9 protein-coding genes and 4 pseudogenes are annotated in these 14,052 nt (G+C 31.9%); 1 reads left to right on the forward strand and 12 read right to left on the reverse strand.

Annotation, left to right across the window (positions count from 1 at the left end; all coding sequences use genetic code 11):
• Positions 1-497: 497 nt before the first annotated feature.
• Positions 498-1,108 (reverse strand): annotated as a pseudogene (locus F8162_RS22190) (sensor histidine kinase); the annotation flags it as partial.
• Between the two features lie 304 nt (positions 1,109-1,412).
• Here F8162_RS22190 and F8162_RS22200 point away from each other — a divergent pair.
• Positions 1,413-2,768 (forward strand): RNA-guided endonuclease TnpB family protein, encoded by a 1,356-nt coding sequence (locus F8162_RS22200; RefSeq protein WP_151630457.1) that lies wholly within the window; start codon positions 1,413-1,415, stop codon positions 2,766-2,768.
• A 317-nt stretch (positions 2,769-3,085) separates the two neighbouring features.
• Here the strand turns inward: F8162_RS22200 and F8162_RS22210 are convergent.
• From F8162_RS22210 to F8162_RS22260, 11 genes and pseudogenes are all read right to left on the reverse strand, one after another.
• A pseudogene (locus F8162_RS22210) lies at positions 3,086-3,343 on the reverse strand (M20/M25/M40 family metallo-hydrolase); the annotation flags it as partial.
• 395 nt (positions 3,344-3,738) lie between these two features.
• On the reverse strand, positions 3,739-4,761 hold the full coding sequence (locus tag F8162_RS22215) for a sensor histidine kinase (protein ID WP_151630456.1): 1,023 nt from the start codon (positions 4,759-4,761) through the stop codon (positions 3,739-3,741).
• Positions 4,758-5,429 carry a response regulator transcription factor gene (locus tag F8162_RS22220; RefSeq protein ID WP_151630455.1) on the reverse strand — a complete coding sequence of 224 codons (672 nt, stop codon included), beginning with the start codon at positions 5,427-5,429 and terminating at the stop codon, positions 4,758-4,760. Before F8162_RS22220 ends, F8162_RS22215 begins: the two co-directional genes overlap by 4 nt.
• Before the next feature lie 81 nt (positions 5,430-5,510).
• Entirely contained in the window at positions 5,511-7,493 is a 1,983-nt protein-coding gene (locus F8162_RS22225) for an FtsX-like permease family protein (protein ID WP_151630454.1), read from the reverse strand.
• Positions 7,483-8,250: an ABC transporter ATP-binding protein gene (locus tag F8162_RS22230; protein WP_151630453.1), complete on the reverse strand. Its 768-nt coding sequence runs from the start codon at positions 8,248-8,250 to the stop codon at positions 7,483-7,485. The genes F8162_RS22225 and F8162_RS22230 overlap by 11 nt, the downstream gene beginning before the upstream one ends.
• Before the next feature lie 392 nt (positions 8,251-8,642).
• A pseudogene (locus tag F8162_RS22235) lies at positions 8,643-8,868 on the reverse strand (YxeA family protein); the annotation flags it as partial.
• Between the two features lie 84 nt (positions 8,869-8,952).
• A pseudogene (locus F8162_RS29135) lies at positions 8,953-9,093 on the reverse strand (integrase); the annotation flags it as partial.
• 255 nt (positions 9,094-9,348) lie between these two features.
• Positions 9,349-11,178, reverse strand: a complete 1,830-nt coding sequence (locus tag F8162_RS22245) for an FtsX-like permease family protein (protein ID WP_151630452.1) — start codon at positions 11,176-11,178, stop codon at positions 9,349-9,351.
• Positions 11,179-11,194: 16 nt separating this feature from the next.
• Positions 11,195-11,956 carry an ABC transporter ATP-binding protein gene (locus F8162_RS22250; RefSeq protein ID WP_151630451.1) on the reverse strand — a complete coding sequence of 254 codons (762 nt, stop codon included), beginning with the start codon at positions 11,954-11,956 and terminating at the stop codon, positions 11,195-11,197.
• A 283-nt stretch (positions 11,957-12,239) separates the two neighbouring features.
• Positions 12,240-13,316: a sensor histidine kinase gene (locus F8162_RS22255; RefSeq protein WP_151630450.1), complete on the reverse strand. Its 1,077-nt coding sequence runs from the start codon at positions 13,314-13,316 to the stop codon at positions 12,240-12,242.
• On the reverse strand, positions 13,313-13,999 hold the full coding sequence (locus tag F8162_RS22260; protein ID WP_098096931.1) for a response regulator transcription factor: 687 nt from the start codon (positions 13,997-13,999) through the stop codon (positions 13,313-13,315). Before F8162_RS22260 ends, F8162_RS22255 begins: the two co-directional genes overlap by 4 nt.
• Positions 14,000-14,052: the final 53 nt, after the last annotated feature.

The raw sequence follows: 14,052 nt of genomic DNA on the forward strand, positions 1-14,052 counted from the left end.
CAATTTTACACACTAAGAATGAGACTTGATAGAAGATGCCTGCCTACATTTTGGCTTTTTTTAAAATACGAGTAAAGTATCATTCATTAATTGTCTAGTTTCGAATTTTCTTATTTAGACTGGAATATTTGGTCAAATGTATTAAGCACGAAAACAACTTGATATCGTACCTCAGGATTTTTGCGAATGATTCTGTTTTTCATTGTAGTAGTAAGGTAGGTTTTTTCATATTGAATTATCTTTCATTTATCTTACACGCTTGAAATATTTCTGAAAATACAGTCTATCCAGTCAACAAGCATGATTTTTTTGAGAGATAGCATAGAGGTATTTTTCACATGCACCGTGCTATACAGTAAAAAATTTCCGTATAGATTATACTTACAATTCATTAAATTTCTTTACCGTTTACCAATTTCCCCCTCTATTTTTATGTACATTAAAGGAAATGTTGAGATTTGATTAAAATAAATGAAAAAAGGTGTTGAACAAAAGTTCTACACCTTTTTTTGTAAATAAAAATAAAACAACACACCATCAACTGTATTATATACTCCATACTCTGCTCCATGAAGTTCTAAGATGTTTTTTGAAATGGCAAGTCCAAGTCCTGTTCCACCTTGCGACCGTTGTCGCGCTGTATCAACCTGGTAAAAGCGATCCCAAATTTTATCTAATTAATCTTCTTCGATATGGGCACCTTTATTTTCAACACAAACTTTTATTCGGCTTGGTTCATCTACTGTAGAAACAATAATGTCTTCTTTATCTGGTGTGTAACGAATAGCATTCGTGATAAAGTTTGTGATTATTTGTTCCATAAGACGATGACTAGCAATGACTTCAATCGCAGAAAGATGTGTGTGAACATGTAATTGTTTTTTATTATCTCCAAAGATAACTGTTCACATATATGCTGAATGGCAATGTCAATATAAAAAACATCCATCTGCATTTTATACGTACCAGACTCAAATTTTGCTAACTCAAGCATATCTACAATCATCATATCCATCTTATCTACTTCTTTTTCCATAGCCCTAAATTAATACTCTCTCTTATGATCTGCAACACCATCTTTTAAAATAGAAATAGTTAATTTTAATAATAAATAAACAACATTAAAACACTGTTTATCCTTTTCGGCAAGAAGACTCCATCTGATTTGTGTTACGGGTGAAACCCAACAATTCAGGTGGAGATGAATTGCCGTCAGTCAATAAGGCTGAACTCTTTTGTTTCGCTTATAACAGTTTTCCCGGGGGGAATGTTTGTTTCTTTTTGTCTTACGATATGTCGGAAATAAGGAGGGAATATATCTTAAGATAACGAAATTGGATAATCATAATCATATTGTTACTTGCACCAAAAGGAATTAATAAGTTAATTCTTTAAGAAAGGTGGTGAAAACAATGGCTAAAAAGAAAGCAGTGAAAGTATTACGGAAACAAAAGAAAAGAGAAACGCTGCGACGTTTCACGCAGAAGCAAAATATCGGACGAGCTTGTCTCACGGCTAAAGAATTTCGTTTACTTCAGCGCATGTCACATAGTTCAAAAGCGTTGCGAAATGTTGGGTTGTATATAATTAAACAAAGTTATTTGAATCATAATAAAATAGCTACTGTAAAAGAAGTTGATACCGCCATGCAAGCCGATATGAATTACTGGGGCATGCAATCAAACTCTGTCCAAGCCATTCGTAGAGCCTTATATGCAGAAGTAAAAAGCTTTTTTAAAGCATTGGAACAGTGGAAGCAAAAAACGGAGAATTTCACAGGGCGTCCTAAGTTTCCGAATTATTCTCGTTCCACTGACAAAAGAATTATTGAAATCTATCAAGTTCCAAAAGTAGATGAGAACGGGTATTGGATGATTCCGATGAGTGTTGCGTTTAGGCAAAAATTCGGTTCCATTAAAATACGTATGCCTAAAAACATAAGAAATAAAAAAATCTCCTACATTGAGATTGTACCGAAGCAAAAAGGTCGGTTCTTTGAGGTGCATTACACATATGAACTGCACGTTTCTCAAATGAAGAAACAACCCACGACTACGAGTAACGCTTTGAGTTGCGATTTAGGTGTAGATAGATTAGTAAGTTGCGTAACAAATACAGGTGATACATTTTTAATTGATGGGAAAAAATTAAAATCCATTAACCAATACTTCAACAAAATGATACGTAATCTAGGGCTGAAAAATGTGGGAAATGGACTTTCAAAACGAGTTGTAACGAATCGAATGGCTGCACTTTGGCATAAACGAGAAAAGCAAATAAATGGTTACATTTCACAAACGGTAGGCCTGTTGTTCAAAAAAGCGAAAGAATTCGATATAGATACGATTGTCGTAGGGTATAACGCTGGCTGGAAACAAAAATCTGATATGGGAAAAAAGAATAATCAAAAGTTTGTTCAAATCCCGTTTCATAAACTGATTGCAGCAATTGAGAATAAATGTATAAAAGAAGGTATCCGATTTTTCAAACAAGAAGAAAGCTATACTTCAAAAGCTAGTTTTCTTGATAAAGATCCGGTTCCAGTTTGGTCTAAGGATGATAAGACCCATTATTACTTTAGTGGCAAACGAATCATGCGCGGTCTGTACCAAAGTAAATCAGGGAAATGTATTCACGCTGATATTAATGGTGCGCTGAATACATTGGAAAAATCAAGAGTTGTAGAATTGGATGCCAATCTCAAAGTGAAAACGCCGATTCTATTAGAAGTGCAAAAACGTAAGGCTGTTGCTTCGCGCATAGCTTAGTGGGTGCGTCAACCATCCATGTGTACCCGACTTGTCGGGGCTTGTAGTACACGCCAGATTCATCTGAGTGGTGGCTTCTTTCATAAGGAAGAACTGCTCTTTTTCGAAAGGGTGGTGCAAGTGGGAAAACGATAGTTCGTTGCCAGTACCAACCAAAAACATACTTGGGGTGTTACCATAAGGTGGCATGAATGCTAGAGCGTCAAACTGTCTAGCGATAGACGAAAAGACCTAGCGTTCTAACTCAAGCCCCCACTGAAATGCTTTATCTCAGTGGGGGTAGTTGACTTATTATTTATAAATTTACTTAAACCGTGTTAATATGCTAATTCATATAATGTATGAATTAATACATTTACTCCTTCAGCTAAATCTTTAGGGTTCGTAGACTCAAACGGAGAGTGACTAATACCTTTATGACTTGGGACAAAAACCATCGCTGTCGCTATATAAGGGGCTATAATCTGAGCATCATGCCCTGCACCACTATGCATCATTTTATACACAATATTATTTTGCAAACATTGCTTTTCGATAATGTCAGTTATATCTCTATCCATTGGTACTGGTGCAGCTTTACCTAGTAAATTACTTGGTTGACTTGATGGGCATGGGGTCGCCATACTAAAAAAAGAAAATTGTATATTTTGAAATAATTTAGATACAAAATATCCGATTCCTTGTACGCTAAGGAATCGGATATTTGTTTTACTGTTTTATATAGTGGACAATTTCTCGCTTACGAGGCCTATGTAGCAACCGAACCAAATCTTACTTTAAGTATTAATGGACATCAAAAATAGTAATGATTAATCCAGATTAACATCCATCCGATTCACAATTACATATACCAATATGTTAAATGGCCAAATAATACAAACGGTATGAAGTGAATTTCTACTCTTTTCATACCGTTTTAAATTTGTTTATAAGTTTCATACGAAATTCGTGGAAAGATGGCAGCATCTCTTTATAAACAAGGATCAAAAGTTACCATACCTGACAACGGAAATATTAATGTAACTCTAGTTCCTTTATTCACTTCAGATTCAATGCCAATTTTCATTCCTAATTTTGAGCACAGTTTTTCGCATAGATACAAACCCATTCCTGTACTTTTGCTAAATCTCCTTCCATTCTCTCCAGTAAATCCTTTTTCAAAAACTCTATTTATATCTTTAGTTATTATCCCTACTCCATTATCTTCTATAGTTAGTATTACTGAGTTAGTTTTCTTAATTGTGTATATACGTATCATTTGTTCTTTGTTATTTGAGTACTTTACAGAATTTCCTATTATTTGATTAATAATAAATTCAACCCATTTTCCATCACTATATACAATCTCATCAATATCCTGTATATCTAATTTTATTCTCTTATGAATAAAATCTCTATAATTTCTTTTAATTACAGTTCTTACTACACCATCAAGGTTGATTGGTTTTATAATGTAGTCCTTATCGACATTATTGCTTCGAGAATAATACAGCACCTGTTCTACAAACCCTTCGATTCGATCCAATTGTGAGTCTATTTTATTAGTTACTTCATTTTGATTATTTTCAATTATTAGCTTTGTGGAAGCTATCGGCGTCTTAATTTCATGCACCCATGTTTCTATATATTCCCTATAATCTAATTGCATGTCTCTATAATATTTTACATTTTCATGCATATCTCTACTTACTTCTTTCAGTATATCGTTAAGCTTTTCCCCATGTATAAAGTTTGCTTCCTTTACTACCTCTGGTAGTAGATATTTTTTCTCCAAGTTTTCTAATATGCCATTAATCTCATTATAATAATTTTTACATTTTATAAATTCTATAACCATATATGAAATCAATGGAAAAAACCAAATACAAAAGACAAAGAATATTATAATGAACTGAACATTCGCAGTCAGCAATATACCTGATAGTATAATAAATACCAGTACATTAGATAGTACTACTACCATTTTATCTTTAAAAAATTCACCTATATTCATGGCATTATATACCCTAAGCTTCTTCTTGTTGCAATTGGATTTTCTATACCTATCTCTTCAAGCTTTTTTCTTAATCTATTTATATTAACAGTTAAGGTGCTATCATCCACAAAATAATCAGATTTCCATAAAATTTCTATGAGCGAATCTCTTTTTACAATATTTCCGCGATTATTTATTAAGCATGATAGTATTTTAACTTCATTTTTAGTTAATTCTACAGACTTGTCTTGATAAGTAACTGTTGCATTTGAAAGATTCAAATTAAAATCTCTATAAATTAAGATATGATTCGTCTTGAAATCTCCAGATGTTCTTCTTAAAATGTTTGTTACTCTTGCTAATAGTATTTCTGTATTATAAGGCTTTGTTATAAAATCGTCTGCTCCTAAATTCATACTTATTAGTTCATCTACATCACTATCTCTGCTTGTAACCATGAAGATTGGAACATCTGAAGTTTTACGTATTTCTCTGCATATATAATAGCCATCGAACACAGGAAGATTTATGTCTAGTAATATAAGGTCTGCATTCTCACTTTCTATATATTTGATAATATGATTAAAATCTGTGGGAGCATTTACTTCATATCCATACTTTATAAAAAAATTTTGTAATTCTTCTCTGATGATTTCATCATCTTCAATCAGAATAATTTTTTTCATGACTTTTCCCTCCCTATACAGAATATAAGGCTATTACATCTTGAGAAACAAGGTGTAATAGCCCTAATGAGCATTATAAAATCAAGTATTACTTTTTACAATATTTTTATACCCGACATATGTCGTGTAGAAATATACTACATACACTACAAGAAATACTAAACCCGTCATCAATGCTGGTAAAATAATGTCTGTTTGTTGAAATGTGTTAATATAATAATTGACTACATAAATTCCAACTATAGAATGAATTAGGGCAAGAATAACTGGAAGACTAAAGTATACGAAAGTTTGAATAAAAATCGTTTTGTCGATCATTGTTCCGTTTGAACCAATTCTCTTCAGAGATTTATATCGATCTATGCTATCACTGGCTTCTGATAATTGTTGAAGAGCTAATACAGCCATACTCGTTATTAAAAATACAATACCTATATATATCCCAATAAACAGTACGATAGTTTTCAATCCCTTACTTCCTGCATAAACTTCATCCTTTGATTTGCCTGCTATACGATTAATATTTAATTTCGGGCCATTTTCGTCATAAAAGCCCCGTGCAACGTTATCATATTTTTTATTATATTCTTCTCTATTTCCATCTAAATAATTTACATTAAGTACGGATTCAGTAATTTTGTAGCCTGATAAAAACTCATCATTTATAACGATTGTGAAGTAATTAGTTCGCACATCATAAGTGTAAAGATTCTCTTGTATAACTTTAGCGTTTTTTACCAAATATTCTTTTTCTTTAATATTCACCTTATTGCTATTTTTTAATCTTTCATTTGTCGAATTAGCCAACCGGCTTTCATTTGATAAAAGTAAAATTTCATTGTTATTTAAAGTGATTTCCTTTTCACCTTTAAGATTTAAAATTTTATTATAATCAGATACTTTAATGAAATCTATATTGTTATTATAATCTTTACCTTCTGGTACAAAGTCCACCACTTCCATCCCTGTTCGATATACATTATAAGATACATATTTTTCGTTATTACTTATTTTAAAATTAGCTTTATTTAATACTTCTTCTATAGTGTAACTTTCATCCTTATTCTCCAACGTAATACTGGCATCAAATGGTGTTATTTCTTTCGTTGTGGCGTCCATCATTCTGTTAAAGCTGATTCCTGTAGATAAAGCCACCATTGTAAGGAATAACATTAAACAGATTACAGACATGGATATAAAATTTGTATTAACCTTACTATTTATTTGTTTGATGATAAATATATTTAAACCTTTAAAATAGACTTTTTTATTCTTCTTTACAACATATAATATAAATCCAGATAAACTAAAGAAAAACAACAATGTACCTAATATGCCAAGAATGATTGATACCACGAGCATAGGATTAGTAAAATTCAATCCGATTTTTAGTACAGTCACATATGCATATCCAAGTGATGCTACACACATAATAAATGTGATTACATAGATAAGAGGATTTCTAAATTTTACATCTTCGTTTTTTCTACCTGCTGTTAACAAATCAATTATTTTGTATTTAGAAACAACATATACATTAAATAACATAACAAGTAAAAACATGATTCCAAAGTATAATACGCTTTTACCTATAGCACCTGTTGAAATTGCAAATTTATATTTATTGATGGGCAAGTCAAATAGCTTTAATGCAAATGTAGATAACCCCTGCGATACTCCAATACCTATTATAAGTCCACTCACTAAAGATATAACGCCAACTAGAAATGTCTCTGTTACTAATATTCTGGATATGTTTCTTCTTCCCATACCTAAAGTCATGTATATTCCTAATTCTTTTTTACGTTTTTTAATTAAGAAATTATTTGCATACAATATTAAACCACCTAATATTACGGATACAAATACTGACACATTTGAGATAGCGTTCATTACTGTAGGCACATACTTTCTATCTGAAGCGTTAATTTCCATAAGTGCCTTTTGTGATTCTATTGAGTTAAAGCTATAAAATATACAAACAGCCAGTGTTAGTGTTAAGAAATATATTGCATAATCTTTAAAACTTTTCTTTACATTCCCAATAGCAATCTTAGAGTACATTATTATCGTCACCTCCAAGAAGGGTTATAACTTCGATAATTTTAGTAAAGAATTCTTTTCTAGAATCATTCCCTCTTACCAACTCAATAAATATTTTTCCATCTTTAATAAAAAGAATTCTACGAGCATAGCTTGCTGTAAATGCATCATGAGTAACCATAAGTATTGTAGCTTTTAAATCCTTATTTAGACTTTCAAATCTTTCAAGTAATAATCTAGCTGATTTAGAATCTAACGATCCTGTTGGTTCATCTGCAAGTACTAAAGATGGATCTGTTACGATAGCTCTTGCCGAACCAACCCTTTGTTTTTGTCCGCCTGACATTTGATAAGGGTATTTGCTTAATACTTGTTCAATGTCTAAATACTTTGCAACTGCTTGTATTTTTCCATCAATTTTTGAACTTTTCTCACCTTTTATTGTTAACGCTAGGGCAATATTTTCATAAGCAGTAAGGGTATCTAATAAATTAAAGTCCTGAAATATAAACCCTAATTCATTTTGTCTAAACTTATCTAGTGACTTTGATTTTAACCGAGTAATGTCACTATTATTTATCATTATTTTTCCCGTAGTAACATTATCAATAGTTGATATGCAGTTAAGTAATGTAGTTTTGCCACTTCCTGAAGGCCCCATTATCCCAACAAATTCTCCCTCATCTACCTTAAAACTAATATTATCTATAGCCTTTGTTACATTATCTTTATTACCATAAAATTTTTCAATTTTTTCTACACTTAATATATTTCGCATTAATACTTCTCCTTTTTCATTATAAAAATTCTTTAACTCTCATTCATTTATGTAACTAATTTTATATAATTTCATTTATAGTATCGATGGAATTACATTTCATTAACATTACATTTTTGTTATATTGAGTAATACCTCTACATATAAGTTATCAGAAATCGCGATGGTATAAGTAAGGATTATTCAATGCCTTAACAAAGAGGCAGATTAATGTAGGGATATCTGCTCTGGTGCAAAAAACGAAAAGACTTATGTAATTAATGGAAATAAACAAACTGATTACGACGTAATAACAGCTCTATTTAAAAGACATGGATTCATAGTCATTTTAGAAAAAGATTTTGAAAACAGAAAAGGATTCGACCGTTAAGACCAAACCCTTTTTATTTTTATTATTTCGCAGCTAGTTTTTCTTTCACTTTCGCAGGAATCTCGTCCTGCTTCACTTCTTCCCAACCTGATACATCTTCTTCAACTTTTTTATCAGAGTAATAGACGCGTAGGAATGCTTCTTTACGAAGTTTTTTTTGAGTATTGAATTCTAATTCTTTTTTCTTTACCGTCTTTATCAAATCCAGTTAAATTATAATTAAAACGTTTTGATGTTTCTCCGTTATCAATCAAAATACGTACAGATTTTAAATTCGAATGGTTTGCTAGAGTTTCATTAAAGTGTTGGTGGTACGCTTTATAGGAAAAGCCCTAATTTACTTCTTCATATTCCTTCATAATTTTATAAAAGGTTTTTTTCTTTAGTTCTAACATTTCCATAAATATAACAGCAGTTATTTCTCCATTCTTCCATTTTGAATGAGTTTCCTCTATTAAAAAAATTGATTGTTCCCCAAAACACAAAAAACACACTAAATTCTCATAAATAACTGTTGTAGTGATATGAATTTTTCGTTTTGGGATACTTTAAAATATTAGCTTGATAGCGTGGTGCTACCCCATATATAAAAAATAAAACTAAGTTTAGGTATTTATATACTTTGTAAAACACGGCGTTGAATATCCAAATAAAAACCCAGTAATATCATACATAGGTACCGATATTACTGGGCTTTATGAGTTTAACATTTTGTATATTTTGTAAAACTAATTTTCTTTTGGAAGTACAATTCTTTTATACAATTGAACTGTAATAAAATAGTAAATCGAGTAAATTACTACAAAAATAATAATTGGTACCCAAATACGACTGTACGGATTAGGCAAAAGAACTCTGAACATGTTCATACCAACTAATACGTGAACAATACCCACAATTGCTGGGACTAAGAATACAAAAAATAACTCCTTATAAATTGATTGTGCTAATAACTCTTGGCGAACACCGATTTTACGAAGCATTTGATAACGTGTACAATCTTTGAATGCACCAGACAGAACTTTAAACATCAAGCAACTTGCCATCATTGCTAAAAATGCAACTCCAACGAAAAAGCCCATAAACATTAGTCCGCTGGCAAAATTATGACTCACAATATACGCTTGATACTTACTATCCAATTCTTCCGCTCTCACATTTTTATATTTTGCCATCTGTAATTCATCAAGTTTTTTCCATTCTTTTATGTATGATCCAAAATCATCTGTTTTCCCCATAAACACAGTACTTTCTTTACCCTTCATACCATCGTATATGTTTTGATCTACAATTTTCATTTCATAATCAGGATACATATAATCTGGCTGGATCGTTCTGAAAGCCTGGATCCATTGTTTTGTGTTCGTCTCTCCTTGAACCCGTTTTATTGAAAATGCACCAATGGGTATTTCCTCTGAAACTTTCTCTATTTTCATACCTTGCAAGTAAGGGCGATTTTTTTCTACATCTTCTTTAAGATAATAAACATACCTATCATCAACTTTGTAATGATATTCATGTTTTTCTTGAAATAAGATACCACCCAAAATTTTCTTTTCTTCCGCTGTTGGATTATGAATGACTGAATCGTAAATTCGCATTTGATCTGTCGTTTTTAGGATGTTGTTTTTAAATGCCATACCACAAGCAATTCCACCAGCACCAAGAGCCACTAAGATTGCTACTGTTGCAAGCACATTTGTTAGACCATTAATGCGGAAATTTAATTGTGCAAAAGTAAAAGCATTTAAGCCTTTTTCACTATGTTTTTTATTACTCTTTAGCTTGTTAATCATAACTGGGAGAAGTGATCCAAATATAAGGTAAGTACCAACGGTTGCTGTGATTAATCCAACAGCCATTAATCCTAAAGCAATTAGCGGATTTACATATGACATATAAATCAATGATGCATAACCAATACCCAATAAAAGAATACCAAGGAATGCAACTACAACGGTCATTTTTCCTTTTACGGCGACACGTTCAGTTTGTGCATCTGCATGTACAAGTTGCAGTACAGAAATACGAGATAATTTAATACTATTCATAATTGCAGATAATACAAAGAGTGCAAAGAAGAAGATGCAAGTAATAGCTATAGATGGCAGATAAAATGCTTTATAACCTTCGCCAGCAAACTCGAGTTGTTTCATTAATAGCTGACCGGTACCTTCTGCAAGTCCTACACCAACTGTAATACCGATCGTAAGAGACGCAACGCCTAATACGATTGTTTCGATAAACATAAGTAATGTAACTTTATGCTTTTTTGCTCCTAACATCATATACATACCAAATTCTTTTTGACGAAGAGCTGATAAGAAAGAGTTTGCATATAAAATATAGAAAAATGTGATAACCGCTAACAAAAAGGAACCAATTTTAAAGACAGCCACAATATCCCTAATAGAAGAGTTAGATTCAAGGAACGTTTTATTGGATGCTAGCGTTTGAAACATATAAAAAGTTGAAATAGAGACAATAAGACCAACAAGTAAAACAATGTAATCTTGCAACTTACTTTTTAGGCCTGACATAGAAAGCTTAAATAACATGATTGAACTTCCTTCCTTACGCTTTTTTTGTGCCTAAGTTTGCAAGCACGTCTAAAATTTCTTTATAGAATTCTTCACGGGTACCACTGCGATGAATTTCTTTATATAACTCACCATCTTGAATGAATAAAATACGCTGACAGTAACTTGCACTATATGGATCGTGAGTAACCATCATAATAGATACACCTTGTTCTTCATTTAAGTTTGTCATCGCATCAAGTAAACTTGCTGCATTTTTAGAATCAAGCGCTCCTGTTGGTTCGTCTCCTAAAATAATTGCTGGCTCATGTACTAATGCACGTGCTGCTGCTGAACGCTGTTTTTGTCCACCAGATACTTCAGATGGATACTTTTGAAGGATTGCTGAAATTCCTAACATATCAGCTACTTTTTCTACTTTCTGTCCAATATTTCGTGATGAAACACCTTGAAGGGAAAGTGGAAGAGCGATGTTTTCGTAAATAGTTAAGTTCTCCAATAAGTTAAAGTCTTGGAAAATGAATCCTAACTTTTGTGAACGGAAATCAGAAAGCTCACCTTGTTTCATTTTCGTAATATCTGTTCCTGCAATTTCAACGATGCCGCCCGTTGTTTTATCTAACGTTGAAATTACATTTAATAATGTCGTTTTGCCAGAGCCAGATGGTCCCATAATTCCGACAAACTCACCCTCTTGAATTGAGAATGAAACACCTTTTAACGCATGTGATTGGTTCTCACCTTTTTTACCGTACACTTTTTGGACGTTTTTCACATCTACAACTGGTTTTGTCATATATATCCTCCTACGTTTGTTTTTTCATTTCTTTAAAATAAGTCGCTATTCATACTTGCTACTAACAAAATAGTCATGTTGCATCTACCTTTTCCATAAGGCTGTCACGATGTATCCAACTGAAAGCTATAAAGAAAATTTTATTTTTAATTTCTCCACTCACCTCATTGCTTTGAATACATACATGATAAACTATGAAAATTAGGAAACACCCTGTAAAATCCTTAAGAATTCTTAAGTTTAATAAAAAAAGCTTATGGAACCTGTAATTCCATAAGCCAATCTATTTGATTGGATGTTCAATAACAAAGGACATCCAGCCATCTTTATATTCTGCATATATATTACCATGATGAAGTTCAACAATTCTTTTTGAGATAGCAAGCCCCAGTCCATTTCCTTGATCACTTTTTCTTGCCTTATCACCCCTGAAAAATCTTTCAAACAATTTATTAGGATCGCTAACAGGTGGTTTCTCGACTTTATTCGACACTTTCAAAATTGCTTTATTACCTATTCGTTCAAGACATACGAATAATGCCGATGGTTTCATGCTGTACTTTATCGCATTCATAAACAGATTTTCATAAACACGTACCATTTTTTCTACATCTATGAAGATAGGTATTGTTTCTTCCGTGATTGATTTTTGAACGATTAAACTTTCCTTTTCAAATATAGGAGTATATTCTCCAACTATTTGCTCCAACAAACCTGATAAATCGACTTCATTAAAGTTTAACTTAGCATCGATGCCTGATAAACGCGTATATTCAAACAGCTCATCAATTAAATATTTCAATCTCTTTGATTTTAAATACGTGGTTTCAAGATATTCCTGTAATTGTGTGTTACTGTTGTATTGCCCTCTTTTTAATAAATCTATATAACCAATAATAGATGTTAACGGTGTGCGTAAGTCATGAGATACATTGGTTATAAGTTCATTTTTTGTACGTTCTAATCTTCTTTCTTGTTCAAATGTATTTTCCAATTCCTTGGACATATAGTTGATATTTTGAGCAAGTTGGGTCAATTCGTCCTTCCCCTTAATCCCAATTGTCAAACCCAGTTTTCCATTTGCAATAACATTTACATTATCCGAAATGAGCTTCAAATAGGCTATTTTCTTTCGAACCAATATTAAAAAAATTATTATAAAGTTAATGATTGCGAACGCGAATAAGAACAACAATGCTAAATTGAATTCAAACATACCAAATTCTTCGTATTTTACAAATAATGGATCTATGACATATACCAAAATGAGGATTGTTAAACCAAATGAAATAAAAAAACTAACTGCAACAGCACCAAGAAGTTTTATAATGATCTTATTTCTGAAACTAACATTCTTCATATTTTATACCCAATTCCCCAAACAGTTTTAATATAAATGGGATGTTTAGAATCTTCTTCAATTTTGTCTCTTATTTTTGTAATATGCACCATGACGGTATTATCTGATTTATAAAAAACCTCTTTCCAAACTGATTCATATATTTTTGCTACACTCAGGACAATCCCTTTATTACGGGCAAGTAGTTCGAGAATATCAAACTCTTTTGGAGTTAGCCTTGTTTCCTTTCCCCTTACCCATACTTGACGAGTATCTGTATTCACGGTTAAGTCACCAATTTCTAGAATGCTTTTATTATGTTCTATTGACGTATTGTATTTTTTAAACCTTCTTAATTGCGATTTTACCCTAGCAATTAATTCTAATGGGTTAAACGGTTTTGATAAATAATCGTCTGCTCCAGAGGCTAGACCCTGAATTTTGTCTATATCCTCAGATTTTGCAGATAGCATAATGATAGGCATATTGCGATTCTCCCTAATCTTCATGCAAGCTTCAATACCATCCATATCCGGCATCATAATATCTAAAATAATAAGATCAAATTCCTTTTCTTCTAACAGTTGTAAAGCTTCCATAGCATCTTCAGCTTTTTGAGTTTTCAGACCTTCATTTTCCAAATAAACAGAGATAAGATTTCTAATCTCTTTATCATCATCAACAATAAGAATTTTTAACTCCATATTATTCCTCCACATTTTTTCTCGTATTGGACAACTAAAGACATAAACAGTTG

It is taken from the genome of Bacillus sp. CH140a_4T (assembly GCF_008923725.1).
In the GTDB taxonomy this organism is placed as follows: Bacteria; Bacillota; Bacilli; order Bacillales; family Bacillaceae_G; genus Bacillus_A.

Coding starts and splice junctions, on each gene's coding strand:
- F8162_RS22200 (WP_151630457.1), top strand. CDS start 1,413: ATGGCTAAAAAGAAAGCAGTGAAAGTATTACGGAAACAAAAGAAAAGA.
- F8162_RS22250 (WP_151630451.1), bottom strand. CDS start 11,956: ATGACAAAACCAGTTGTAGATGTGAAAAACGTCCAAAAAGTGTACGGT.
- F8162_RS22230 (WP_151630453.1), bottom strand. CDS start 8,250: ATGCGAAATATATTAAGTGTAGAAAAAATTGAAAAATTTTATGGTAAT.
- F8162_RS22260 (WP_098096931.1), bottom strand. CDS start 13,999: ATGGAGTTAAAAATTCTTATTGTTGATGATGATAAAGAGATTAGAAAT.
- F8162_RS22220 (WP_151630455.1), bottom strand. CDS start 5,429: ATGAAAAAAATTATTCTGATTGAAGATGATGAAATCATCAGAGAAGAA.
- F8162_RS22255 (WP_151630450.1), bottom strand. CDS start 13,316: ATGAAGAATGTTAGTTTCAGAAATAAGATCATTATAAAACTTCTTGGT.
- F8162_RS22245 (WP_151630452.1), bottom strand. CDS start 11,178: ATGTTATTTAAGCTTTCTATGTCAGGCCTAAAAAGTAAGTTGCAAGAT.
- F8162_RS22225 (WP_151630454.1), bottom strand. CDS start 7,493: ATGTACTCTAAGATTGCTATTGGGAATGTAAAGAAAAGTTTTAAAGAT.
- F8162_RS22215 (WP_151630456.1), bottom strand. CDS start 4,761: ATGAATATAGGTGAATTTTTTAAAGATAAAATGGTAGTAGTACTATCT.